General features: G+C 43.6%; 19 protein-coding genes. 15 read left to right on the top strand and 4 right to left on the bottom strand.

Features of this window, described 5'->3' with window-relative positions; genetic code table 11:
* Window positions 1-132 precede the first annotated feature (132 nt).
* The 4 genes from DBZ36_RS15420 (at window position 133) to DBZ36_RS15405 (ending at window position 6,091) form a co-directional block, all read left to right on the top strand.
* Window positions 133-1,182, top strand: coding sequence for an efflux RND transporter periplasmic adaptor subunit (locus tag DBZ36_RS15420; RefSeq protein WP_120355851.1), 1,050 nt, complete (start codon window positions 133-135; stop codon window positions 1,180-1,182).
* Window positions 1,182-2,243: an efflux RND transporter periplasmic adaptor subunit gene (locus DBZ36_RS15415; RefSeq protein ID WP_158589122.1), complete on the top strand. Its 1,062-nt coding sequence runs from the start codon at window positions 1,182-1,184 to the stop codon at window positions 2,241-2,243. Before DBZ36_RS15420 ends, DBZ36_RS15415 begins: the two co-directional genes overlap by 1 nt.
* Window positions 2,243-5,311 (top strand): efflux RND transporter permease subunit, encoded by a 3,069-nt coding sequence (locus tag DBZ36_RS15410; protein ID WP_120355849.1) that lies wholly within the window; start codon window positions 2,243-2,245, stop codon window positions 5,309-5,311. The genes DBZ36_RS15415 and DBZ36_RS15410 overlap by 1 nt, the downstream gene beginning before the upstream one ends.
* A gap of 267 nt (window positions 5,312-5,578) precedes the next feature.
* On the top strand, window positions 5,579-6,091 hold the full coding sequence (locus tag DBZ36_RS15405; RefSeq protein WP_120356037.1) for a VF530 family protein: 513 nt from the start codon (window positions 5,579-5,581) through the stop codon (window positions 6,089-6,091).
* Between the two features lie 19 nt (window positions 6,092-6,110).
* Here the strand turns inward: DBZ36_RS15405 and DBZ36_RS15400 are convergent, their stop codons facing one another.
* The gene (locus tag DBZ36_RS15400; protein ID WP_158589121.1) at window positions 6,111-6,806 is read right to left on the bottom strand and encodes a DUF1294 domain-containing protein; all 696 of its coding nucleotides are present in this window, start codon (window positions 6,804-6,806) and stop codon (window positions 6,111-6,113) included.
* 245 nt (window positions 6,807-7,051) lie between these two features.
* Here DBZ36_RS15400 and dinB point away from each other — a divergent pair, with 245 nt between their 5' ends.
* A complete protein-coding gene (gene dinB / locus DBZ36_RS15395) occupies window positions 7,052-8,131 on the top strand; it encodes a DNA polymerase IV (RefSeq protein WP_120355847.1) in 1,080 nt (359 codons plus the stop codon).
* 66 nt (window positions 8,132-8,197) lie between these two features.
* Here the strand turns inward: dinB and DBZ36_RS15390 are convergent, their stop codons facing one another.
* Window positions 8,198-10,213, bottom strand: a complete 2,016-nt coding sequence (locus tag DBZ36_RS15390) for a methyl-accepting chemotaxis protein (RefSeq protein ID WP_120355846.1) — start codon at window positions 10,211-10,213, stop codon at window positions 8,198-8,200.
* Window positions 10,214-10,759: 546 nt separating this feature from the next.
* The gene (locus DBZ36_RS15385) at window positions 10,760-12,217 is read right to left on the bottom strand and encodes an aminoacyl-histidine dipeptidase (protein WP_120355845.1); all 1,458 of its coding nucleotides are present in this window, start codon (window positions 12,215-12,217) and stop codon (window positions 10,760-10,762) included.
* 278 nt (window positions 12,218-12,495) lie between these two features.
* Between DBZ36_RS15385 and DBZ36_RS15380 the strand changes: the two genes are divergently transcribed.
* The 8 genes from DBZ36_RS15380 (at window position 12,496) to DBZ36_RS15345 (ending at window position 21,443) form a co-directional block, all read left to right on the top strand.
* Window positions 12,496-13,785, top strand: a complete 1,290-nt coding sequence (locus DBZ36_RS15380; protein WP_120355844.1) for an NCS2 family permease — start codon at window positions 12,496-12,498, stop codon at window positions 13,783-13,785.
* 90 nt (window positions 13,786-13,875) lie between these two features.
* On the top strand, window positions 13,876-15,105 hold the full coding sequence (locus DBZ36_RS15375) for an alpha/beta hydrolase (protein ID WP_120355843.1): 1,230 nt from the start codon (window positions 13,876-13,878) through the stop codon (window positions 15,103-15,105).
* Window positions 15,106-15,197: 92 nt separating this feature from the next.
* Complete coding sequence (crl, locus tag DBZ36_RS15370; RefSeq protein ID WP_120355842.1) at window positions 15,198-15,596, top strand: sigma factor-binding protein Crl; 399 nt, start codon at window positions 15,198-15,200, stop codon at window positions 15,594-15,596.
* Window positions 15,597-15,746: 150 nt separating this feature from the next.
* Entirely contained in the window at window positions 15,747-16,856 is a 1,110-nt protein-coding gene (gene proB / locus DBZ36_RS15365) for a glutamate 5-kinase (RefSeq protein WP_120355841.1), read from the top strand.
* Between the two features lie 11 nt (window positions 16,857-16,867).
* On the top strand, window positions 16,868-18,127 hold the full coding sequence (locus tag DBZ36_RS15360) for a glutamate-5-semialdehyde dehydrogenase (protein ID WP_120355840.1): 1,260 nt from the start codon (window positions 16,868-16,870) through the stop codon (window positions 18,125-18,127).
* 104 nt (window positions 18,128-18,231) lie between these two features.
* Window positions 18,232-18,855: an NAD(P)H-dependent oxidoreductase gene (locus DBZ36_RS15355; protein ID WP_120355839.1), complete on the top strand. Its 624-nt coding sequence runs from the start codon at window positions 18,232-18,234 to the stop codon at window positions 18,853-18,855.
* Entirely contained in the window at window positions 18,852-20,762 is a 1,911-nt protein-coding gene (locus DBZ36_RS15350; protein ID WP_120355838.1) for a monovalent cation:proton antiporter-2 (CPA2) family protein, read from the top strand. Before DBZ36_RS15355 ends, DBZ36_RS15350 begins: the two co-directional genes overlap by 4 nt.
* 9 nt (window positions 20,763-20,771) lie before the next feature.
* Window positions 20,772-21,443 (top strand): DsbA family oxidoreductase, encoded by a 672-nt coding sequence (locus DBZ36_RS15345; RefSeq protein WP_120355837.1) that lies wholly within the window; start codon window positions 20,772-20,774, stop codon window positions 21,441-21,443.
* 81 nt (window positions 21,444-21,524) lie between these two features.
* On the opposite strand, the gene DBZ36_RS15340 is transcribed toward DBZ36_RS15345, so the two are convergent.
* A complete protein-coding gene (locus DBZ36_RS15340; protein WP_120355836.1) occupies window positions 21,525-22,433 on the bottom strand; it encodes an HAD-IIA family hydrolase in 909 nt (302 codons plus the stop codon).
* Window positions 22,434-22,534: 101 nt separating this feature from the next.
* On the opposite strand from DBZ36_RS15340, the gene DBZ36_RS15335 reads away from it, so the two are divergent.
* Complete coding sequence (locus DBZ36_RS15335) at window positions 22,535-23,446, top strand: alpha/beta fold hydrolase (RefSeq protein ID WP_120355835.1); 912 nt, start codon at window positions 22,535-22,537, stop codon at window positions 23,444-23,446.
* Between the two features lie 551 nt (window positions 23,447-23,997).
* Window positions 23,998-24,510: a hypothetical protein gene (locus DBZ36_RS15330; protein WP_120355834.1), complete on the top strand. Its 513-nt coding sequence runs from the start codon at window positions 23,998-24,000 to the stop codon at window positions 24,508-24,510.
* Window positions 24,511-24,632 lie beyond the last annotated feature (122 nt).

Raw genomic sequence — 24,632 nt, 5'->3', positions numbered from 1 at the left:
AATAGCCTGAGTTTACCTGAAACTTTGATTAAAAGCATTTACTGCACACCTGTAAAATATACTTGATTAATACGATTTTGATCTTTATTGTACGACCGTATAGTAAATCAGACCCCAAAGGGAAATTGATAAATGCGAAACATGCTTGGGCTTTTTACGCTAGTCCTATCGCTCAGCCTGCTCAGCGGCTGTCAAGAAGCGCAATCACTTGAAGACAAAGGAGCTGAAGTTGCACTAGTTAAGGTGATTGAAGTACCGAAACTTACTCCCGAAAATAGTGAAATATTTCTGGCTCGTATAGATGCTGGGACCAGAGCACATTTATCATTTCAGCTCAGTGGAGAAATCGCGCAGATCCCGGTAAAAATGGGGCAAGTGGTTGAGAAAGGCGAGCTATTAGCAAGCCTAGACCCGATTGATTTTCAATTGGCGCTAGATGCGAAAAGTGCGGAGTATGATCTACGAAAAGCGCAATTTGAGCGCGCGAAGCGGCTTCAAAAAACCAATCTAATTAGCAAAGACGCCTATGACCAAGCCGACTCTGCACTTAAGACTAGTCATGCCGAGTTGAATCAAGCCCAAAAAGATTTACGCAATACCCGCCTAAGTGCACCTTTCAATGGCGTGGTTTCTGCGACAATGAGTAAGCCCTTTGAGGTGGTTGCTGCGCGCCAAGGTATTCTTAATTTGATTGATAATCAGTATCTTGAAGTGATTTTTTCCATCCCGGTGCAGTATACGCGTCAGCAAAACATTGAAGCGATTAAAGCTAGTCCTTTATCCGTGATCATGGATGCTCACCCCGGGATTAGAATCTCGGCAAGCCTCAAAGAGATATCCACAGAACCCAATTATCAGACCAATACCTATTCGGCTAAAGTTACCATTGAACGGCCTGAACAGCTAAATTTACTCCCTGGTATGACAGGCATTGTAGTCGTAGAAGATCGAGCATCAAGTCACCAATTTAAAGTTCCAGATAGTGCTTGGATTAATCAGTCCTTGATGGTTTGGAAAGTTAATCCTCATAACAGCTCGGTGAGTCAAACAAAAATAATCTTGGATAATGATGGACGAGTGGTTGCCGGTTTAACTCAAGGAGACCAAGTTGTGGTCGCGGGCTTAGAGTCACTTTATGAAGGACAAATGGTGAAAATATGGAAGCGCGAGGGTGGCATCTAATGGCTAAGTTAAAACATCTGTTCTTAGTCTTAAGTTTATTAATGCTAAGCGCTTGCGAGTTTGATACGGCTTTAAAGTCCGCGCCAACAACAGTCTATGACAGTCTTGTCATCGGTGAAGCTGCTTCAGACTACTTACGCGAGTTTAAAGGGCAAGTGGTTCCGGCAGAATTAACCAAATTGTCGTTTCGAGTCGATGGTGAACTGCAAAGTATTAGTGTTAAGCCCGGCGATCGGGTGGTCAAAGGCCAAATTCTCGCAAGCCTAAATGTAGAAAAAATTGAGCAAGAACTTCTGGACTTGAATGCGCAGCGAAAACTCGCTAATCGTCAGCTAAAGCGCGGCCGAGACTTGAGTAAAAACAAAATGATTTCTGCCAGCGATATCGATGTGCTTATTGCCAATCAAAAATTAGTGACTATTGCCTATAAAAGTGCGCAACGACGTCTTGAGTTTAGTTCGATACGCGCCCCCTTTGATGGCCTTGTGTCTCAAGTTCCAAAGCAAAGCTTTGAGCGCGTGAGCCCTGGTGAAATGGTGATATCCATTTATCAAGAGCAACAGGTCTATGTACGTTTATCGGTGTCTGACACGGTACTGGCTTTAATAAATCCTGATCCTGACCCCAGTCAGTATCAACCTAAAGCCTATTTTGACGGGCATAAGCAGCCTTATGCTCTTAGCTATTTGGAACATACTAGCGAGCGCCATCCGCAAACCCAGAACTACGAAGTATGGCTACAGATGCCGCAAACAAAGCCGGCGATTTTACCGGGTACAGCGGTGACTATTGAAGTGGACTTGCTACTCTCAAATCCAAATTTGCCGCCCGGCTTTCAAGTTCCTCTTTCGGTACTGGTTGCTGGTGACTCTCCAGGGCAGTTTAAGGTTTGGAAAGTAATTAACGGAAAGGCAAAAGCGAGCCCCGTTGATATCGGTAGGGTAGATAGTCACGGTGTTTTAATCACGGGTGGTTTAACGAAATCAGATGTGTTGTTGAGCTCCAAATTGCGAAGTTTACGAGAAGACAAGTTAGTCACTATTAAAGAAGGGACGCTCTAGTGAGTATTGCTGCATATTCGATACGCCATCGTACGATTTCTTGGTTAATGATCATTATTTTCGCCATTGGTGGCGCTAGCTCTTTTAGCAATTTGGGACGACTTGAAGACCCTGCATTTACCATCAAAGATGCAATGATTATTGCTACTTACCCCGGAGCTAGTTCGACCGAAGTTGAAGAAGAGCTGACCTATCCGCTAGAAAAAGCGGTACGTGAGTTGCCCTACATCGACAAAATAACCTCAACCTCATCGCCGGGAATGTCGCAGATGATGGTGAGTATGCGCATGGATTTTGGGCCCGATGAATTACCGCAAATATGGGACGAAATGCGTCGCAAAATTAACGACTTGAAACCTACGCTGCCAAGTGGTGTCAGTTCCTTACAAATAATGGATGATTTTGGGGATGTGTTTGGGGTGATGCTGATGCTCAGCGGCGACGACTACAGCAATGTTGAGTTAAAGCGCTATGCTGATTATCTGCGCCGTGAACTAGAACTAATCCAAGGGGTTGGTAAAGTCTCGATATCGGGTGATCAGCAACAACAACTCTATGTAGAGGTCTCGGTTGAACAACTCGCGGCTTTAGAGCTTGATGTGGCCTCTATTGTTGGGCTTATTAATCAACAAAATAGCGTTGTGTCTTCTGGCGAGGTTTTGATCAATGGAGAAAGCATTCTTCTAAAACCAAGCGGAACTATGAGTAGTGTCGAAGAATTTGAAAATTTGATTATTCACGGCCGCGATACCGGAAAACTGATTTATCTAAAAGATGTTGCCAAGGTCACGCGAGGAGTTGGGGACAAACCAAATAATCTGATCCGTTATAACGGTCAACAGGCCATTAATTTAGCTATCTCATTTGCTGCTAATGTCAATGTGGTGGAAGTTGGCCATGATCTAGAGCGCGCACTTAATAGCTTGAAATCCGATACGCCTCAAGGTTTAAGTATTGATTACTTCTATAACCAGCCGCAAGAGGTCGAAAATTCAGTCCAATCATTCATTGTTAGTTTGGCCCAAGCGGTGGCGATAGTAGTGATTGTGCTGTTGTTTGCTATGGGAATTCGCAGCGGATTGATTATAGGTATTGTGTTACTCCTCACGGTGCTCGCTACGTTCATTCTAATGGATATTGCCAATATTGAATTACATCGAATCTCACTTGGCGCATTAATCATTGCGTTAGGAATGCTTGTCGACAATGCGATTGTGGTGGTAGAAGGCATATTGGTGGGTATTCAAAAGGGTCGTAGTAAATTACAGGCTGCCGAAGATATCGTGAAGCAAACTCAATGGCCTTTGCTGGGAGCTACAATTATTGCGATCACCGCATTTGCACCGATAGGCTTATCTCAAGATGCTACCGGTGAATTCATGGGGTCACTATTCTGGGTGCTTTGCTTCTCGCTGTTTTTAAGTTGGATCACCGCTTTAACCATAACGCCGTTTTTGGCCGATCTTTTACTCAAAAAAGATGAGGTGAATGAGGTAAACACCACAACGGCTGATCCCTATCAAGGCTTTTTGTTCACCCTATTTAGAGGCTCTCTTAGGTTAGCAATTCGATTCCGCTATTTAAGTTTAGCAGCAATGTTTGCCTTGCTAGTTGTGGCTGTATTTGGCTTTGGCATGGTGAAGCAATCGTTTTTCCCACCCTCAAATACACCAATGTTTTATGTTGATATGTGGATGCCTGAAGGCACTGATATCCGTACAACCATTGAACAAAGCGAGCAAGTAGAAAACTATATTCGTGAGCAGGACGATGTTGAATTTGTGAGCGCAAGTATAGGGCAGGGATTACAACGCTTTGTATTGACCTATCAGCCAGAAAAAAGCTACGAAGCATACGCGCAGCTACAAATTAGAACTAGCGATCAGAAGACAATGTTTGCGCTCATGAACCGCTTAAACACTGAGCTTAACTCGCGCTTTTCGCAACCAAGCTTCCAGTTTAAACTGATGGAGTTTGGACCATCTCCCGCATCTAAAATTGAAGCACGGATCACCGGTTCAGATCCGTCAGTGCTACGTACAATCGCGACTCAAGTTGAAGATGTACTATTTGAAGAGCCGGGGGCAAGAAATATTCGCCATGATTGGCGAGAGCGCACTAAAGAACTGGTTCCTATATTTAATGAATCTAAGGCTCGTCGTTTGGGTATTTCGAAGGAAGATTTGTCGAATACACTACAAATGACCTTTGGTGGGATTACTATTGGAGAGCTTCGTGATGGAACTGAACGTCTGCCGGTTGTAGCTCGCTTACCGCAAAGTGAACGTATTGATATTCGTACTCTCGACAATGTAAGAATCTGGAGCCCGAGCCAGCAGAACTATGTTCAGGTAGAGCAAGTGATTGACGGCTTACGCGTAGAATGGTCTGAACCTTTAATACAACGAAAAGACCGTAAACGCACCTTAAGCGTATTGGCCGACCACGACATATTAAGTAACGACACCGCCGCTGCATTGTTTGCGCGCGTGCGACCAAACATAGAATCATTAGAACTACCTGAAGGCTATCACATCACCTGGGGTGGCGAGTACGAAAGCTCTAATGAGGCGCAACAGGCATTGTTTAGTTCGCTGCCTATGGGTTACTTGTTGATGTTCATTATTACTATCTTTTTGTTTAACTCCTTCAAAAAGACCCTGGTGATTTGGGTAACTGTACCCTTGTCGATAATTGGTGTGAGCATTGGCTTGTTAATCTCGGGCATGCCATTTAGTTTCACCGCATTTTTAGGACTATTAAGCCTTAGCGGTATGATCCTCAAAAACGGCATCGTACTACTTGATCAGATTAATCTTGAGTTAGAAAACGGTAAAGACAACTACACGGCAATTATTGATAGCGCTGTTAGTAGAATGAGACCTGTGATGATGGCAGCATTGACCACCATTTTAGGTATGATCCCCCTCGTTTTCGATGCTTTTTTTGGTTCGATGGCGGTCACTATTATGGCGGGACTTGGTTTTGCGACAATACTCACCTTGATTGTTGTGCCTGTGGCTTTTGCGACGTTTTATGGCGTTAAAGTCCCAACGATCGAGCCTTAAGTAATAAGGATTGCTCGGCATTAACACTCGGTTATGAGTATTGCAGCTTAGGCCAATGGTGTTAATGCCGAATCACTCAACATCATGCGATAAAACAAGGATCGCCCATAAACACCGCTGAGCTTAGTCTAATTGATAGCCCATATTTTGATTTGGGCCTTCACTATCTTGCTGCAAAAGACTGTTTAGAAGGTGATTAGGTCAATACACAAAGTGCATAAACTGCTATTCTTAATCAATATTGTGTCCCATCTGGCAAGCCCTTTTATGAAAGAACTACAACAAAATAACCCCCTGCATGGCCTAAAATTAGAGGTGATGTTGCAAGAACTTATCGATCACTATGGCTGGGAAACACTAGATTTCGCTTTAAACATGAACTGCTTTCGAAACAAGCCGACATTGGCGGCCTGTATAAAATTTATGCGTAAAACAACATGGGCGAAAGAAAAAACCGAAAACTTTTATTTGTATCGCTTTAAGCATTTACCGCGGCCAAATGATGCTGAATTTGAAATTCCGCCCCGTGACCGTTTGATCCCGCTTGATCAAAAGCCGCGAGCCCCCGTCGTGATCACGCCTGGTAGTGAGCCTCAACCGCAGCTTGGGCCTAAGCCAAAATTCAAATCAGAACGTGAAAAGTCCAAAAAGCCGCGTGGCGACAAGCCATTTAAAGGACACCCTATGCGCGCGCCAAAACCGCGTCGGAGTGAATCTCAAAAATCTGAAACAAGTGACCCTTGGTCAAACGATCCGTGGGCAAACTCTCCGAAAGATTAGTGACATCGATAAGTCGCAACTAAAATGCATACCAAATTTGGTATAACAGTGTCTTAACTTGGGGCAGCAAATTGTAGTTTACATAGAGGCTCAGTTCGCTGCCCAGTCCTTGAGCAAATTTCGCCCAAAGTGGTGAGATATAGCTTTTCCCTGTGCTTGAGTAGGCCCAAGCAACAACCCCGCAATTAGCAATCACAGTCAGCCAATAGACTCTTTGGAAAGAAGTTTTGATGGTTTTGTGCCGTAGCCATTTTTGCGCAATGAAGGCACCTGGCCAGCCGCCCAGAAATGACAATAAATGAAGCTTTTTCTCACTCACTCGCCAGTTGTCAAATTGTGCTGACTTTTTATCTTTTGCGTAGCAATAATAGCTAACAAAACTTAGCAATAGATACCAATAAGGAAGTGGATTGTTTCCGTAGCGGTTGTAGCTGAAAAATCCAAGGCCGCAAACGAGTAGCAAGCCCAACAGCCATAGAATGGCATTTATTACTTTTTTTGCGCTTGAGTGCAAAACTTCTATTTCGCAGGCGCAATCGCGACCATTTTTATCTTTAGTTAAACGAAAACTAACCCGCTTTCCTACAAGTTTTGTTCTAGGGCGATGATTAAACTCGCTGATATGCGCAAAATATTGCTTGCGACTCCCTTGAGCCTGAATAAAGCCAAATCCTTTTTTCTTGCTCCACTTGGTAATTACGGCCTCATGTTTCATCGGATTCGATTGTAATTGATAAAAGATTAGTAATATTAACAGAATGTTAAGTGATATAGTCAGTTTGCTTTCGTGAGCCATATCTCAAATATGTTAACAATAAATAAAGCTAAAATTTACAAGGGCTGACTGCGAGAAACGTACACTTTTATCTTGTTGTTTGCGGTTTTGAGCTTGTTTGTTGTCTAAAACTGATTGTTAGGTATACTGTATAAATAAACAGTTGTCAATGTAAGCTCGAAACTATGACTGAAACTCAAAAGCCACGGAAATTTATTCACGTAGATATGGATGCATTTTATGCCTCGGTTGAGATCCGTGAGCAGCCGTGGTTGGCTGATAAGCCGATTGCAATTGGCGGGCGTGCTGGTGGGCGAGGGGTACTTAGCACCTGTAACTACATTGCCAGGCAATATGGTTTGCATTCGGCTATGCCCACTCATCAAGCACTGAAGCTCTGTCCCGATGTTGTATTACTACCTGGTCAAATGAGTTTATACAAAGAGATTAGTCAGCAGGTTCAGGCTATTTTTAGGCGCTACACTGATTTGGTAGAGCCACTTTCCTTAGACGAAGCTTATCTAGATGTAACGGATTCTGATTTACACCAAGGTAGTGCAACCCGCATTGCGCAGGCCATACGGAATGACATCTTTAAAGAAACCCAACTCACGGCATCTGCTGGGGTTGCCCCACTTAAGTACCTAGCAAAAATTGCCTCTGAATTAGACAAGCCTAACGGTCTAAGCGTCATTGCCCCTGAACAAGTCGAACAATTTATAAGTGAATTGGAACTGCGTAAAATCTCTGGGGTAGGTAAGGTGAGCGCTCAACGCTTGTCTGAGCATGGTTACGTTTATGGGCGCGATATATTGGCCAGTAATTCAGAACAACTTCGTTTAGAGTTAGGCAAGCTTGGTGAAATGTTGTGGCGGCGCTGCAATGCACTAGATAGCGGCCGAGTTAGTACTCACCGCGTACGCAAGTCGGTTGGTGTTGAGCGTACCTTTGCCAAAGACATTGGCGACTCGCAATTACTTGGTGAAAAATTAATTGGCTTGTTACCCGAGCTTAAAAGGCGTAGCGATAAGGTACTAGCTGGAGAAGCCAGTATTAAAACCATTGGGGTTAAAATTAAGTTTTCTGATTTCCAACAAACCACCCATGACCAACAAGCTCAGCAAATAGATGAACAAGTACTTATGGATCTTTTCTCTCAAGCAATGTTGCGTGGGAATGGAAAAGCTGTACGACTCGTAGGCTTACATATTGGCTTGGAATATAGCAAGCAACGACAAGAACAAATGCACCTGCCGCTGAGCTGATTTTTGCATGGCCTAAATAAAGACGAGGCCTACCGATAGGGTAATTAGACTAGCCTTTGCTTAGGCTTAAGCGAGTCTAAATTGGTCGATAAGCTTTGATTGTGCATCAGATAGCTGACTTAACTCTGCGCTGTTATTTGATGATAACGCTGCGTTTTCAGATATTTGATGAGCAAGATCGGATACGTCTACGATGTTACGTGCGACTTCTTTTACAACAGCGCTTTGTTCTTCTGATGCTGCAGCTATCGTTTGACTCATATCATTTACACTAACAAGTTGCTCAACCATCTCTAACAGTGAGTCGTGGGTTTTGTTCGAATGTGAAACTGATTTTTCTGACTGCTGTAGATTGTCTTCAACAAGGCGAACAGCTTGTTTGGAGTTTGATTGTAAACTTTCTATCATCGTACCAATTTCATTTGCGGAAACTTGAGTTCGATTTGCTAACGAACGAACTTCGTCAGCAACAACGGCGAAACCTCGTCCATGCTCACCTGCTCGTGCGGCTTCAATAGCAGCATTTAGAGCGAGTAAATTAGTTTGCTCACTAATCGATTGAATCACTTGTAGGATTTCATCAATCTGCTGTGATTGATTTGAGAGATCTGTAATCACTTTTGATGCAAGCCCCAAGGAATCCTGGAGTGCTTCTACAAATCCCACGTTGGTTTTCATTGACATCATATTTTGTTTTGCAACTTCGACAATATCGGTGACCGAATTACTAGAGCTAGCCGCGCTGGTGGATACTTCAGTGACCGCTTGTTCCATTTGCGTTACAGCTGTAGCCATAGAGTCAGCCCTTTGCTGCTGCAAAGCTACTTGCTCAACAACCTGTTTACCTTGTTCTTGACCTCTAACTGCAAAGTCATTTACTTTCGAATCCGTATTCTTGATATCGGTCAGAAGTTCTTTAAGTTTCAACGATAGTCCATTGATGCCGCTAGCAATCTCTCCAAGTTCTGACTGGTATTGCTGGTTGATTCGGCTGGTGAAATCGCCTTCGGCCATCTTTGATAATGCGCTTTGAATCTCTTTTAATGGCGAGCGAATTGAACGGATAACATTGGCGGTTACCATTATAGAAATTGCTATTGTTACTAAAGTAAGGACTAAGTTTATCCAAAATGAGTTTTGATTGTCTGAGTTTGACATCACGTATGCATCTGCTGATAGCTGACGAATAGAAGCCGAAACCTGTTCAAAAACTTGCGATAAATCGGTTACGTCTTGAGTGAGTGAATCAAGCGCCATTTGGCTTTCTTGGTTGTAGTTCAAGTAGGCTTTGTATTGTGTAAATAGACCATTTGGATCGTTCAATTGGTACATCAGCGTGTCAATGTAACTAGAGAGAAGTGACTCCGAGTTAGGAATGCTTGTATATGCGATATCCAACTTATTTTTTATCCCACTGGCACTGGTCTCAAGTTGCTTTTCTATGATGACTAAACTTTCTAGTAGGTTGACTCCAACCAACTTCCCTAACTGATCGGCAATTACGTTTGTTTCCTGAAATAAGGATTCTAGAATCCATGAGGAAGATTGGATACTGCTGTCATTACTAGCCTTCATTTGTTCGATGGCATCTAATACGTCGAAATCGAAAAATTCCCAAGTGGCATCAAATTCAGCCATCTCTGTAAATACCCGTTGATAGGCTTGGATTCGACCATTATGCAATACAATATGGTTTAAGGATGCGGTGTTGATGGTGTTTGTTTGAGCGACAATTGAAGATAGTTGATCTGATAATAAGGGATATTCTTTTACATCAGCAATTAGACTGTTTATACGTTGTTCTAAATCCTTGATGTTGTCGTTGATGGCTTCTTCAAGGGATTGACGTTTTTCAGCTTCTTTTGCGTTAGCATGTATAAGTGTTAACCTGTTGATAAGTTGTACTTTATTGTCAAGTTCTACCGATTGGTCTAACAGTTTGGTTAGAATGACAGCACTATAGTTGAATTGTTCTTCCATGCGTTGTTGAGACATGTACGCTGAAAAACTCAAGGCAATCGCGCACGCAGTCACTAAACTAAAACCAATTACGATACGTTTAATTAAACTCAAATTTACCATTTTGTTCTTCCATATTGCCGAATAAATAATACTAATAAAAAATGGTAGTGCTGCGACTCTTTAACGAGTTGCTTATACTGATGTATCAATATTCACCATAGATATGACGATTCATTGGTTACTTTTCACAGTTTTAACACAATAGATAATGTGCCATTGTATGGTTTGAATTTTATTATTCAAATATGAATTATCATTTTTGTGAGTTGAGTAGGCTAGTGACTGAAGCTTGTATGTACTTTAAGTAAAAGTAATTGTGGAATAGGTGAAGCTAGTTAAGGCTTGTGATTTGTCTATTGGGGTAGAAGTAATCGACCAGATTTGAAGGGTATACACACAGAGTAAATAATAGGACCCATTTTTAATTGGGTATTTGAGATTTATGTCGTCGTTATAGGCGTTGCCCAAAGGCCTTTAGGTTTCTGAAAAGCGGCAGAGCAAATGCTGCTGCCACTGATTTAGTTGCCAATTAGTTCCCAATCAAACGCAATGTCGAAACGATTTCCTTACAAGGATAAGAAAACCGAGTCGCGAATGAGTTGGCTGTTACTTAACCGGGATGTTAGCCAATGTTTTCTTCATTAGTTCCCAGTAGCGAGCTACGGTTGCGATTTCTACTTTCTCATCTGGACTATGCGGAAATTTGATCGTTGGGCCAAAAGACACCATGTCCAAATCAGGATAGGCAGTTTTGAACAACCCACACTCTAGACCCGCATGTATCACCATAATGTTAGGGCGCTTATTGAATAGTTCTTGATAGCTATCTTGAACGACTTTCATGATCTTAGAGTCTGTATCAGGCTTCCAACCAGGATAGGCACCAGAGTGACTTAGGCTAGCGCTAGTTAGTTCAAACAATGATGCCAACATTGATTCAACATATAGACGACCTGAATCACTTAAAGAGCGAGCCAGAATTAAAGCTGAGACTTGATTGGCTTCGAAGCGAATAACGCCAAGGTTTAGCGAAGTTTCAACAATACCTTGAATATCTTGACTCATGCTAATAATGCCGTTTGGACAAGCATTCAGGCTGGCAATAATTTCAGCACTGTTGGTGGTGCTAATCGCATCTACTGGTGCGTCGATAGTATTTAATTCAATGCTTAAGTTGGTTTCAACGTTTGCGTACTCGGCTGCAATATCATCAACTTCGAGTTTCAAAATGTGTTGCATGTCAGCCAGTTGGGCCGCTTCGAAAACAAAGCTTGTTTTGGCTTCTCGTGGGATCGCATTACGTAAACTACCACCATGCAAACTTGCAATTTGCACTTTGCTTTGTGATTGTGCTTTAGCAAGTAAACGCAACATTAGCTTGTTAGCATTGGCACGCCCGGTGTCGATATCGCAACCTGAGTGTCCACCCTTAAGACCAGAAATGCTAATGGAAATAGCCTTAGCATCAGCAGGACAGCGTTGCTGGCTAACTTCAAAAACTGCACTTGTGTCACCACCTCCGGCACACCCCATATAAACTTCACCTTCTTGCTCTGAGTCGGTATTGAGCAAAATACTGGCTTTAAGAATGCCAGGTTCTAGGCCGAAAGCGCCAGTCATACCTGCTTCTTCATCGATGGTGAGTAGCGCTTCTATCGGGCCATGAGCGATATCGCTTGCATCAAACACGGCTAAGATTGAGGCAAGACCGATACCGTTATCGGCACCTAGTGTTGTTCCCTTTGCCGTAACCCAGTCTCCATCAACATAGGCCTGAATTGGATCCGTAGTGAAGTTGTGATTTGAATCGCTATTAGCCTGAGGAACCATATCTAGGTGAGCTTGAAGAGCGACTGTCTGGCGATCTTCGTATCCGCTAGTTGCCGCTTTTTTCAATATGATATTGCCGATGCTATCGATCTGATAATCAATTTTTTTGGTTTGTGCCCAAGACACAATCCAGTCACTTAGCGCTTGTTCATGTTTACTTGGGCGGGGGATTGCGCAAATGTTGGAAAAGAATCGCCATAATTCGTTTGGCTGCAGCATTGATAGCTCAGACATCTGGTACCTCAACAATTAACTACTAATAAAACCTAAATAATACACCAACAGCCGAGGATTGTTTTGTCTTTGCCCTAAAAGAGTGATTTAGAGTCAAAAACATAACCAGATGGTCAGCTTGTTTGCTGAATATTTCATAATTAGAACATAAACTTAGCGAATTTTTATCGAATTTGTTAGAAGTGTTTTTGTTGCTAGTAAAATGAGCAACGGCTGTCTATAATCGCTTCAAATCTAAATCGCTCTGCTCAAAATTTAGCCAGCTCAAGGAACTACTAATGCTCGAAACCATCTTTAAACTCAAAGAACATGGAACTAATGTTCGTACCGAAATAGTTGCCGGGTTAACTACCTTTTTAACTATGGCCTACATTATTTTCGTCAACCCGAGCATGCTATCTGCAACCGGAATGGACTCAGGAGCTGTATTTGTTGCTACCTGTCTAGCGGCTGCTGTGGGTTGTTTCATCATGGGTTTTTACGCTAACTATCCAATAGCACAAGCGCCGGGTATGGGCTTGAATGCCTTTTTCACCTACGGTGTCGTGTTAGGCATGGGCCATACGTGGCAAGTTGCCCTTGGCGCTGTATTTCTATCCGGTACTATCTTCCTAGCTTTGAGTGTATTTAAAGTTCGCGAGTGGATTATTAACTCAATACCAGCGACCTTACGTACCGGTATTGCAGCTGGTATTGGTTTATTCTTAGGGCTAATCGCGCTAAAGAATGCAGGTATCGTTGTCAGCAATCCCGCGACTATGGTTGGGCTAGGCGATATACATGCCCCTGAGTTCATCTTGGCTTGCTTAGGTTTCGTGCTCATTATTGCGCTAGAGTATCGGAAAATTAAGGGCGGGGTTCTTATTTCAATTCTCGCAATTACTGTCATTTCGATTCTTCTAGGATTAACAGAATATAGCGGCATCTTTTCTGCACCACCTTCAATCATGCCAACCATCATGCAGCTTGATATAGCAGGTGCATTCGATGTAGCCATGATCAGCGTTATTTTTGCATTCTTGTTTGTTGATTTGTTTGATACCGCAGGTACCTTAACTGCGGTTGCGCAACGCGGTAAGCTACTTAACGAAAAAGGTGAACTACCTAATTTGAAGAAAGCCTTGCTAGCCGACTCAACGGCAACCATTGCTGGCTCAATGATGGGAACCTCTAGTACAACTTCATATATTGAAAGTGGCGCTGGAGTAGAAGCCGGTGGTCGAACTGGTCTTACAGCTGTTGTGGTAGGGATACTATTTCTTTTTGCTTTGTTCTTCTCGCCTTTAGCTGGCATGGTTCCAGCTTATGCGACTGCAGGCGCGCTATTTTATGTATGTGTGCTGATGCTTTCGGGATTAGCGAATATTGACTGGACCGATCTTACCGATGCCGCCCCTGCAGCCATTATCGCTATTATTACGCCGCTTTCATTCTCAATTGCTGATGGGATTGCGTTTGGCTTTATGAGCTATGCCCTCATTAAATTGCTAAGTGGCCGTTATAAGAGTGTCCCAGCTAGTGTTTGGGTTCTTTCGGTGCTATTCGCATTGAAATTCGCATTCTTCTAAAGCGTTAATTCGTCATTTATTGATCTAAAAGCTGTCCCAATGGGGCAGCTTTTTTTATAGTTAAGTAACTAGCTCACAAGTATCAATGCTATGTCTGATAATTTATCTGAGTCATTATTTAAACCACAAGTGTTAAAGCGTGAAACATCAACGCTTTCGAATGCTAAGGCTTCTCAATTGCAAGTCGTGCCGCATAGTACGCATGGGGCTTGGTATCGCTTGTTACGACGACAACTGTGGGCTTGGCAAGGTGTACCTGCGCTGGGCACCGAAGCCTTGTTGTCTCAAATTGCCGTATGTCAAAAAACGCGCACCAGTGAACTACTAGATACCGTCGCCGGATATCAGCCTGGAAATTGGACCTATGAGTGGACGCAACGCGCCGTACATCATCAAACCAAGGCTAAGTTAGCGGCCGAAGAAGGTAATAGTGAGCGTGCCTACGATCAACACCGAATTGCCTTTCATTGTGCGTCAATAGCTAGTTTTCCTCACTATCGCGGTGATGACAGCGCCGCCAGTGCGCAAGTGATTGCACATACTAATTTTGTGAGTGCGGTTGCGCATCACGGGACTATCTACAGACAAATAAAAGTTCCTTATGAAGGTCGCTTCATCAGCTGTAATCTGTTGTTGCCCGATACCGATAGTGTAAAACCGGTGGTTGTTGTGAGTGGTAGCGTCGATAGCATTCAAAGCGACTACTGGCCATTTTACGAGAAGTTCTTAGGTCCTGCTGGATTTGCTATGCTCACGGTAGATATCCCCGGTTGTGGTTCCAACAGCCGGTGGCACTTAAAGCAAGATAGCACGCAGCTGCATATGGCAGTGTTAAATCACCTAAAAAATGTCCCCTGGGTTGATAGCGAACGTGTGGCAATGTTGGGTTATCGATTTGGCGGTAATCTCGCCATTCGTGTTGGTTTTCTTGCCCCTATGCAACTGAAAGCAATTATTACCATTGGTTCACCTGTTGATCATGTTTACTCATCAGTACAGGCCTTTCATGATCTGCCACAAATGATGCGGGATTGCCTCGCCAATCGATTTGGCGAAGACTCAAGTTACGAAGATAAGCTGTTCTATAGCGCACGCTCATTGTCGCTAAAAACTCAAGGTTTACTGGGAAGCGGTAAAATTCAGGCGCCAGTATTAGCGATGATAATCGAAGACGATGAACTTTGTCCGGCGCAAGATGCGCAGCTGATTTCAAGTGTGTCGCGTTGCTGTGAAATGAAGACCTTAAAGAACACTCAGATTACTGATCGCTTATCGGGTGCACTCAATGAAGCAACACTCTGGTTACAAAAGCATTTGTGAAATGATTGAATTACAAGCATTATAGACAATGTGTTGATTTAAAATTGATCAACGAAACCATATTGATCATAGAATGCGAGGGTCTGTAGGACATGGAAAAGCAGTGGCCAAGCCATCACAAATTGTTAGCGCGGATGTTAAAAATTGGTCCCTATTTGCGCAAAGAACGCTGTAAAGAGCATCACTATTTTTTCGATTGTCTTGCTGCATGCACTGATGCAAACCCACCGGCTGATGAACGCGAGTTTTACGGATGGTGGTTTGAAGTTGAGCAAGTCACTGAAGGTACACTTAACTACAGTTATCGATTCGGTTTACACAGCGTTGACGGACTGTGGACCGAACAAGATATTCCCGATGAACATCATGAACAGGTGAAATCCAGCTTACTGGACTTCTATCCTAAACTTCATGCCTTGTTGTCTGATTTTGATCTTAAGCTTGAACCCTCAAGTACAATTCAGCCGCAGCAGATTCTCCCCGCAGCTTAACCAGCCTGCACCTTAGCGTAGCCCCTTTAACCATAACTGATGCGCAATTGAGCTAAAGTATTGGGTTTAAATGGGCTGATCCTTGCTATCATCTGGGGTAAACTAAGCGCTAAATTATCTGTCAGTTTCCCTCTCTAGTGAGCATTTTAAGTGATTAAACAAATCATCGTCGTTAAGCTTGGAACGAGCGTTCTGACAAGTGGTAGCGACAAACTCGACCGGGCACATATGGTTGAGCTGGTCCGCCAAATCGCTGTTTTGCATAAGGCAGGACACCGTGTGGTATTAGTGACATCTGGCGCAATTGCAGCGGGACGAGAGCACTTGGCCGAGAAGCACGCTCATATTTCCTCTACCATTGCTAATAAACAGATGCTGGCAGCAGTTGGCCAAAGTCGACTTATCCAAGTCTGGGAAAATCTGTTCAGTATATATGGGCTTTTTGTTGGGCAAATGTTATTGACTCGCGCTGACTTAGAAGACCGAGAGCGATTTCTTAATGCCCGCGATACCTTAAAGTCATTGCTAGACCATCGCATTATTCCGGTTGTGAACGAGAACGATGCTGTAGCCACCGCGGAAATTAAAGTCGGTGATAACGATAACCTTTCAGCGTTAGTCTCGATCCTTGCCGAAGCCAATAAGTTGGTTTTACTTACCGACCAGCCTGGTCTGTTTACAGCAGACCCACGAAACAATCCAGATGCAGAATTAATCGAAGAAGTTCAAACCATTGATGACACTTTGCGCTCCCTTGCCGGAGACAGTGTTAGTGGTTTAGGCACCGGTGGTATGGCTACAAAACTACAAGCTGCTGATGTTGCTCGCCGAGCCGCTATTGAGGTTGTCGTTGCTTCCGGACATGCTCCACAAGTGCTGTGCCGCTTAGCAAAAGGAGAGCGAGTAGGGACCAAGTTTACCGCGCTTTCATCACCTTTGGAAAATCGCAAACGTTGGATATTTGCTGGTCCCCCTCCTCAGGGAACATTAATTCTAGATGCCGGTGCCTGTAATGCTGTTCAACGAAAAGGTTCTAGTTTGCTGCCTAAAGGCGTGATGCAAGTTACTGGTGAGTTTAAACGCGGCGATGTACTAAGAATACTAACCCCGGAACGACAAGAAATAGCCCGAGGCATATGTCGCTACAACACCGCCGATATGCAAAAGATAAAAGGGCAGCATTCAGATCAAATTGATTCAATTTTAGGCTACGGTTATGGCTCGGTGGTCATCCACCGTGACGACATGGTCTTGATATAAAGGAAAATGGTATGCAACTGGAACAACTAGGTCAACAGGCTCAGCAAGCGAGCTACGTGTTATCTCAGCTCGGTACTCAGCAAAAAAATGCCGCATTGCAAATCATAGCGGACCAAATTATTGCTCAGCAATCATTGATTCTTAAGGCCAATGCTATTGATATAGCAGCGGGTGAGAAAGCGGGCTTAGCCCCTTCATTGTTGGACCGCCTGCTATTGACGGGTGAGCGTCTTGAAGCGATTGCCGCCGACGTGCGTATGGTGACGCAACTTGAAGATCCAGTAGGGCAAGAATTTGAAGGTAAAGTTCTCGAAAACGGCTTGCGCTTAAGTAAACGTCGTATACCCGTAGGTGTACTAGGTGTGATCTACGAGGCGAGACCTAATGTCACTATTGATATTGCAGCCTTGGCCTTAAAAACCGGTAATGCTGCTATTTTACGTGGAGGCAAAGAGACTTTAAATTCTAACTTAGTTTTAGTTAAAGTGATTCAAGAAGCGCTGAATAAGGCCGGTCTTCCCGAGACAGCGATTCAATACATTGAATCTCCTGACCGCGCTTATGTCACCGAATTACTCAAACTTGACCAATATGTGGATATGATTATTCCGCGTGGTGGCGCCGGCTTACATCGCTTGTGCAAAGAGCAGGCAACTATCCCCGTGATCACCGGTGGCATCGGAATTTGCCATGTGTTTGTTGATTCAAGTGCGAAACTAGATAAAGCCGTTGATATTATTGAGAACGCTAAAGTACAACGTCCTAGTGTGTGTAATGCCTTAGATACAATCTTATTGCACCGTGACGTTGCTGAAACCTTGCTACCTTTATTAGCCAAACGTTTAACCGCAAGCAGTGTCAACCTTAAAGCTGACCCTGAAAGCTTTGAGATCCTTCAACAGCTGGGATACCCATTGCTTGAAGCTGCTAAAGAGAATGACTTTGACATGGAATGGATGGGCTTAACCCTAGGGGTCAAAATTGTTGACGACCTAGCGCCTGCTATCGCGCATATTAGAGCCCATTCAACCCAACATTCTGACAGTATCTTGACCGAAGATTGGTCTCGTGCAAATCGGTTTATTAGTGAAGTAAATTCAGCTGCAGTATATGTAAATGCCAGTACACGCTTTACCGATGGAAGCCAATTTGGACTGGGAGCCGAAGTTGCAGTGAGTACTCAAAAACTTCATGCCCGAGGCCCTATGGGACTAAAAGAACTCACCACTTACAAGTGGATCGGTTTAGGCGATTACCTGATCCGCGAATAGTAAATACTCGTGAGCGTATCGTGAGGGAAGGTCTAAACGCCTTCCCTTTTTTTTATCCAATTTGTGTTAGTTTATAATTAGTCGGTAAAAAGGATTTGCAACTTATGGCTAGTCGAATTTTGTTGTTGTACGCTCACCCAAGCAGCGATCGTTCTGAAATTAACCAACGCATGTTTCAAAGTGCTCAATCGATTGAAGGTGTCACCTGTGTGGACCTCTACGCAGAGTATCCTACGTTTCAGATTGATATTGACGTAGAACAGCAGCGCTTGCGAGAACATGACATCATCATTTTTCAGTTTCCTATGTATTGGTATTCTACTCCGGCGATTTTAAAAGAGTGGCAAGACCTAGTGCTTGAGTATGGCTTTGCCTATGGGCATGAGGGTAATGCGCTACGCGATAAATACTTCTTTTGTGCACTGAGTGCCGGTGGTAACGAGTCAGCTTATAAAGCACAAGGCTACAATCATTTTACTATCGCGCAGCTTCTGCAGCCTTTAGAGCAAACTGCCAGCCTCACCCAAATGCGATATTTACCTCCCTTTGCACTGTTTGGTTCGCGCACGGCTCTTGATGAAGGGCGCGTCGAAGCGCATTTGGATAAGTGGCGACGTTTGCTCAATGCTCTGCATCATCAGCGATTCGATTTTGCTAAGGCGAAGTCCTGCAAGCTAATGTTGTCCGAATTTGAAAATGCGGTTTCTCAGGAGCAGGTATCGTTATGACCATTTATTTTATTCAAGCCTTCATTTACCTAATTGCTGCTGTCATCGCTGTACCGCTCGCTAAACGTTTTGGCTTAGGTTCAGTACTTGGCTACTTGATTGCTGGTGTTGTCATCGGTCCTGTTGTTGGCTTAGTTGGCGACGAAACTACAACTATTCAACATTTTGCCGAGTTTGGTGTGGTGATGATGTTGTTTTTAGTTGGTCTTGAACTTGAGCCTAAAATGCTTTGGAGCATGCGCCACCGTTTATTAGGCTTAGGCGGCTTACAAGTATTCCTAACCGCTGCCAGCGCCGCAGGGCTCGGTCTACTATTCGACCTGCCTTGGACAGTGGCAGTAACCATTGGCTTGATTTTTTCACTGTCTTCAACCGCCATCGTATTACAGACCTTGCAAGAAAAAGGCTTAATGAGCAGTGATGCGGGGCGAAGTGCCTTCTCAGTATTATTGTTTCAAGATATTGCTGTAATCCCAATGCTGGCTTTTATTCCTTTGCTTGCCTTACCAGAGTTAGTTGAAGCTGCCGCTTCGCTACAAGTGGCAGCAGAGCACCATGAAGAGCTTAATTTATTGGCTGGTTTACCGGGTTGGGCATATGCCATTGCCTTGTTTTCCTCGATTGCCGCGGTGGTTGTCGGTGGGCATTACCTTAGCCGACCAATATTTAAGTATGTCGCGAGTGCAGGACTGCGTGAAATATCTACCGCCGCAGCTTTAGCGTTGGTGATTGGCATTGCTGCTTTAATGAGCTTGGTAGGGCTTTCACCGGCTCTAGGTACCTTTTTAGCCGGTGTTGTGTTGGCAAATAGTGAGTTTCGCCATGAGCTTGAGAGTAATATTGAACCTTTTAAAGGTTTGCTTTTAGGCTTGTTCTTCATCACGGTTGGTGCTGGGATTGATTTTGGAATTTTGTTTAGTGAATTTGGTCTTATTATTGGGTTAACACTAGGATTAATTGCTTTAAAAGCAGGGATTCTACTGTTGTTGTCTTTCCCATTTAAGGTCAAAGGCAGTGACCGGTGGTTGTTTGCTCTGAGCCTCGCTCAAGCGGGGGAGTTTGGTTTTGTACTCTTAAGTTTTAGTACCCAAAATCATGCCTTGCCATTAGATATTTCTCAGCGCTTATCTTTAGTTGTAGCTCTATCTATGCTGCTCACACCGGCCTTATTTATTGCTTTTGAACGTTTAATTTTGCCGATTTACGAAAAGCGTCAAAGTAAAACGCAAGAACCAGATAAAGTTGACGATCAAGGCCCTGTATTAGTTGCGGGGACCGGTCGATTCGGACAAATTGTTAACCGGCTGCTGGCCGCCAATGACGTAAAAACAATTGTTTTCGACCAATCCTTGAGCGCCATTGAAGTGATGCGAAATATAGGCATAAAAAGCTACTTTGGCGATGCAACTCGCATGGACTTGTTAGAAACCGCCGGTGTCGGACAGGCAAGCCTATTTGTGGTCGCGATTGATGACAGACAACGAGCAACAGAGCTAGTGCTTGAACTCAAACATGCTTATCCGAAACTCAAAATCCTAGCGCGTTCTTACGACCGTGGCCATCAATATGAATTACGCCAAGCAGGCGCTGATTACGTGGTTAATGAAACGTATTATTCAGCGCTTGAAATGGCTCAGCAAAGTATGATTGAGTTGGGTATGCACCCGTTTAAAGCCACTGGTTTGCGCAACTCATTTGCTAAGACTGAAGAAAAAAGTCGAGACATACTCTACGAGACTTGGCTGGCGAGTACAGAAGACAACAAATTTAACGCTAACTACCGTGAATTATTTATGCAATTTGAAGATGCACTTCGAAACGCGAACAAGCGTGAGCGTAATGAAGGGCATAGTTTGGAGCGTTCTTGGACACCACCGCCTAAAGGCTATGCCGAAGAATTTGAATAGGGACAGCAAATGACAAAAGAATTGCCTAATGCACGAAGAGTCCGTGTCGATATCGTGTCCGATTTTGTATGCCCTTGGTGCGTCCTTGGTTATTTGAGGTTTTCGCAAGCGAGCTTGAAATTCAAAAGTCATGCACAGTTTGATATTAGGTGGCAAAGCTTTCAACTTAACCCGAATATTCCAGAGCAGGGTAAGCTGCTAACTGAACATTGGCGTGATAAGTTAGGCTATAGCGACCAACAAACGAAACAGACTGTAGAGCACATTACTCAATTGGGTTTAGACTTGGGCTTTCGTTTCAAATATACCGCTGAAACGAAAACCTACAATACCTTAAAAGCACATATGCTTAGTTTGTGGGCATCTGAGTATGGCAAAAGTACGGAGTTCCATATGGCTTTGTTTCGCGCCTATTTTGGTGAAGGTCAAAATATTAATGACCCCTCGGTTTTGATAGATTTGTGCCAAGGCATTGGACTGGATCCTAATTTGGCTCAAGCTGTACTTAGTGAAAACGCAACTAAAGCACAGCTGCTCACTCAGCAACAGATTATTCGCCAAAACGGAGTTAATTCGGTGCCAACCATTACCATGGATAGTCATTATCAACTTGTTGGTGCGCGCAGTGTAGCTGACTACCAAGCACTTATTTCGCAATTGGTAGCGCAGCAAGTTCACTAAAAAGAAGCCTGTAAAAAGTGATGTTAGGTGCGGCCAGCAAGCTACGTTAAGCGCCGCAGTTCTTAACCTAGCATAGAGCTGCTAAATACTGGTTATGATGAAGTCGGGCTTCACCTTGGATCGTTGTATGTGGCTGTCGACATCTAAGCCTTTTAGAAATCCGTGCTCTGTGACGAGCAAAGTTTTTAGACCGGCGGCATTACCTCCCAATACATCTGTATGTAGTGTGTCGCCAACCATCAGCATTCGTTGTGGGTCAATGGTTTGTGTTAATCCTAAATTACAACGGCGTTTAACTTCATCAAAAATGCTTGGGAATGGTTTTCCGAAGTAACGATTAAGTCGAAATAAGCTCTGTGACATTTGAAAAGTATAGCTTCCAGGTTCAATTGAAATTGAGTTCTCTAAGGGGGCTATTAAATCGGGGTTACCAATCCAGAATGGCCGGGGTCTTTTACGAAGCTCTGCTTCCAATTGGCCTTGTAATTCCCAAGACCAGCATTGGGAGCTTAGAAATATAAAGCAGTCGCTTTGCCAAAACTTTTCGTCTCCAACGTAGTGGCAAGGCTGCTGGCAATCGAGACCTTGTTCAGGAGTGTTGATTACACCTAAGGTCGCTTGCGCGGGTAGTTGTTGTAGATGGGACTCAAGAACACTGCGGCTACTGACGATGTTTTGGTCTAGGAAATTGAATCCTAGATTTTGAAACTTTTCGCGTAATTGTAATGGGTTAGGCGTAGCAGAATTGGTGACTACAAACACCTGCTTATTGGCCGCTTGCAGTTTTTCAATACTATCACCGGCGCCCTCAATGGCTTGGCTACCACAGTTCAACACCCCATAAGCGTCAAACAAGAATACATCAAATTGCGCGCTTATTTCATCCATGCTACTGATAGAAATGGGAGTCACAGCTCGCTCACTAAGGGGTGGAAAACGTTCGGGAATATTAAGATAGATTTCAAAAGCGTCACTAGCAGTGTTTAACATAACTCACCAATTTTATGAATATCGACGCAGTTTAGCTTATTTTTGTGGCATTGTTATTGCGCAACTTAGGTATCTTTGAATAAGCAAGGAGTCGTCCGTTTATGCAGGTAGTAAAAATATTAAGACAGTGGCAATACTACGGGCTAGCACTTGTTGGCTTAATCACGGCTTGTAGCCCAGTACCCAAAGGACTTGAGCAACAGCAATTATTCGTCGAGCAGCAATTGGAAAATAATCCCGCATTGGCGAAGCACCAGCTGGACTTGGGTAAATTAAGTATTTATTCGCGTAGCCAAGGAACTCCAACGTTGGCAACGGTGGTCTGGGTACATGGGACTCCGGGATCTTGGTCTGATGGAGCCTATATAATCGGTAGCCCAAGTTTAACTGACGATATGCTTGTTTACGCTCTAGACAGGCCTGGCTGGGGACTTTCGCAAGCAAAACAGCAAGGGCTAGATGTTAGTGATTTTGAATCTCAAGCCCATTTTCTATTGCCTTGGTTTAAGCAGATTAAAAGCATGAATCCGGATAAGCCTTTGGTAATCGTTGGGCACTCGTGGGGGGCTTCTTTGATTCCAAGCCTCGTTTCACAATCAGAAGATATTGATGCGGCTTTATTGTTGGCTGGAGCGCTAGACCCAAGTTTAGCTAAACCACGTTGGTACAACAAGTTTGCAGGGAGCGTTGCAGGAGCATGGGTTTTATCCCAATTTGATATCGGCGAGTTGTTGCTAGACTCCAATAAAGAGATGTACAACTTAGCTCCTGGTCTTCAAAATTCTGCGCAAGAACTGGCTGCTATGGGGATTCCAACGATAGTGATTCAAGGTTTAGATGATGGCCTTGTTGATCCTCTTAATGCGCGATATGCAAAGCAGCACTTACCTAAAAGTAACAGTCGAGTGATTGAGCTTGAGCAACAAGGCCATTTACTTCAAATCGAATCACCTGCACTAATAGAGCAATGCATAAGGGCTTTATTAAGTCAGCGATTCCAAGACTGTTACTGATCTAATACACATATTGTAGTGTCAAGCCATCAGGGCTACAGGCTTGTATGTATGGCCGGGCCTATTGTCAAAAAATGGTGGTTCAAGTTTTAACCTCGACTCAAAAAGCTTGATTTTTGCTGGTTTAGTTTCGCTGACAAGGTCACCAGAACTTCGGATAAACCATGCAAATAAAAATTAGCTGGACGTAACTCTTCGTTAGCAAAGGCTGAGCAGGTGTTTATGGGTTTAGGGAGTTCTGCAAGAGCTGTTTTAAAAAATTAATGCTGTTAGGTATTGGTATTCAAATAATTTCTAACTAGGTTCTGCAATGATTTGCTATATGGAATCGAGGCTAATGTGTTAGTTTGACCTGATCTCGAGCTTTTACTCTGTTTATTTCAAAGGGGCAGGGAGGCAATATTGGCTTTGAGCGCTTTTCAAAACACAGCGTTACTCTGAAGGCGAAGCCACACTTCGAGATAAAGTCGATTCGAAATCAAGGCCCAACTTGGCATTAAGCTTACACACCATTGATTTATTTAGAAATTCCATCATGGAAACACACTTGCATGTTTATTTTCTCCGGCACTAAAAAACACAAACTAAAGCGCACCGCTTATAGTCAAGATTATTGCAATGCATGCGAGAAACTTGTCATTGCAGAAAAATGGACTTGGAAGAGTTGGTTTCACCTTTTCTGGCTTAGCTTGATCCCTCTGGGCTCCCGTTTTCAGTGGATTTGTAGCGAATGTAAACGTGATACCAATGGACGCTATCAGTCAGGCTTATTTTCAAAATTAGTGATAAACATTGTGTTATTAGCTCTTGTTGTTCTTATGTTTCAACCTGAGGCCGTTGAACTTTCTGAACATATTTTGGTGCTGCGTATTAGCGCCGTGTGCTTAAGTTTAGGCTGTTTACTGTGGTTATTTCGCCATAAAAAAAGCCAATCTAAAGTTGAAATACGCCAATCCATTCCGCTGTTACAACATAGTAAGTGTCATTATTGCCAGGGTGAACTGAGGGTAGGGACAGAAATTCACTGTGGTGCATGTCAGCTTCAAGTGTATAGGAAAATATAAGCGCTATGGGTGGAAGAATATCGTACTGAATCCAAAGCGACTTATACAATCATCAGAATCCTTCGCATAAAGGGCAGCATTTTTCGATGACCTATGAATAATATCTCTTCTTCTAGCAAATC

This window comes from Alginatibacterium sediminis (genome assembly GCF_003610775.1).
Lineage (GTDB): Bacteria > Pseudomonadota > Gammaproteobacteria > Enterobacterales > Celerinatantimonadaceae > Alginatibacterium > Alginatibacterium sediminis.
The sequence above is the reverse complement of the archived record's forward strand: the minus strand, read 5'-3'. Positions and strand labels throughout refer to the sequence as shown.

Excerpts from the sequence above, each read along its gene's own strand:
- DBZ36_RS15355 (WP_120355839.1), top strand. The coding sequence starts at position 18,232 with ATGGCTAGTCGAATTTTGTTGTTGTACGCTCACCCAAGCAGCGATCGT.
- DBZ36_RS15415 (WP_158589122.1), top strand. The coding sequence starts at position 1,182 with ATGGCTAAGTTAAAACATCTGTTCTTAGTCTTAAGTTTATTAATGCTA.
- DBZ36_RS15385 (WP_120355845.1), bottom strand. The coding sequence starts at position 12,217 with ATGTCTGAGCTATCAATGCTGCAGCCAAACGAATTATGGCGATTCTTT.
- DBZ36_RS15390 (WP_120355846.1), bottom strand. The coding sequence starts at position 10,213 with ATGGTAAATTTGAGTTTAATTAAACGTATCGTAATTGGTTTTAGTTTA.
- DBZ36_RS15420 (WP_120355851.1), top strand. The coding sequence starts at position 133 with ATGCGAAACATGCTTGGGCTTTTTACGCTAGTCCTATCGCTCAGCCTG.
- DBZ36_RS15400 (WP_158589121.1), bottom strand. The coding sequence starts at position 6,806 with ATGAAACATGAGGCCGTAATTACCAAGTGGAGCAAGAAAAAAGGATTT.
- DBZ36_RS15350 (WP_120355838.1), top strand. The coding sequence starts at position 18,852 with ATGACCATTTATTTTATTCAAGCCTTCATTTACCTAATTGCTGCTGTC.
- dinB (WP_120355847.1), top strand. The coding sequence starts at position 7,052 with ATGACTGAAACTCAAAAGCCACGGAAATTTATTCACGTAGATATGGAT.
- DBZ36_RS15375 (WP_120355843.1), top strand. The coding sequence starts at position 13,876 with ATGTCTGATAATTTATCTGAGTCATTATTTAAACCACAAGTGTTAAAG.
- DBZ36_RS15360 (WP_120355840.1), top strand. The coding sequence starts at position 16,868 with ATGCAACTGGAACAACTAGGTCAACAGGCTCAGCAAGCGAGCTACGTG.
- DBZ36_RS15345 (WP_120355837.1), top strand. The coding sequence starts at position 20,772 with ATGACAAAAGAATTGCCTAATGCACGAAGAGTCCGTGTCGATATCGTG.
- DBZ36_RS15380 (WP_120355844.1), top strand. The coding sequence starts at position 12,496 with ATGCTCGAAACCATCTTTAAACTCAAAGAACATGGAACTAATGTTCGT.
- DBZ36_RS15405 (WP_120356037.1), top strand. The coding sequence starts at position 5,579 with ATGAAAGAACTACAACAAAATAACCCCCTGCATGGCCTAAAATTAGAG.
- DBZ36_RS15340 (WP_120355836.1), bottom strand. The coding sequence starts at position 22,433 with ATGTTAAACACTGCTAGTGACGCTTTTGAAATCTATCTTAATATTCCC.
- crl (WP_120355842.1), top strand. The coding sequence starts at position 15,198 with ATGGAAAAGCAGTGGCCAAGCCATCACAAATTGTTAGCGCGGATGTTA.
- DBZ36_RS15330 (WP_120355834.1), top strand. The coding sequence starts at position 23,998 with ATGTTTATTTTCTCCGGCACTAAAAAACACAAACTAAAGCGCACCGCT.
- DBZ36_RS15335 (WP_120355835.1), top strand. The coding sequence starts at position 22,535 with ATGCAGGTAGTAAAAATATTAAGACAGTGGCAATACTACGGGCTAGCA.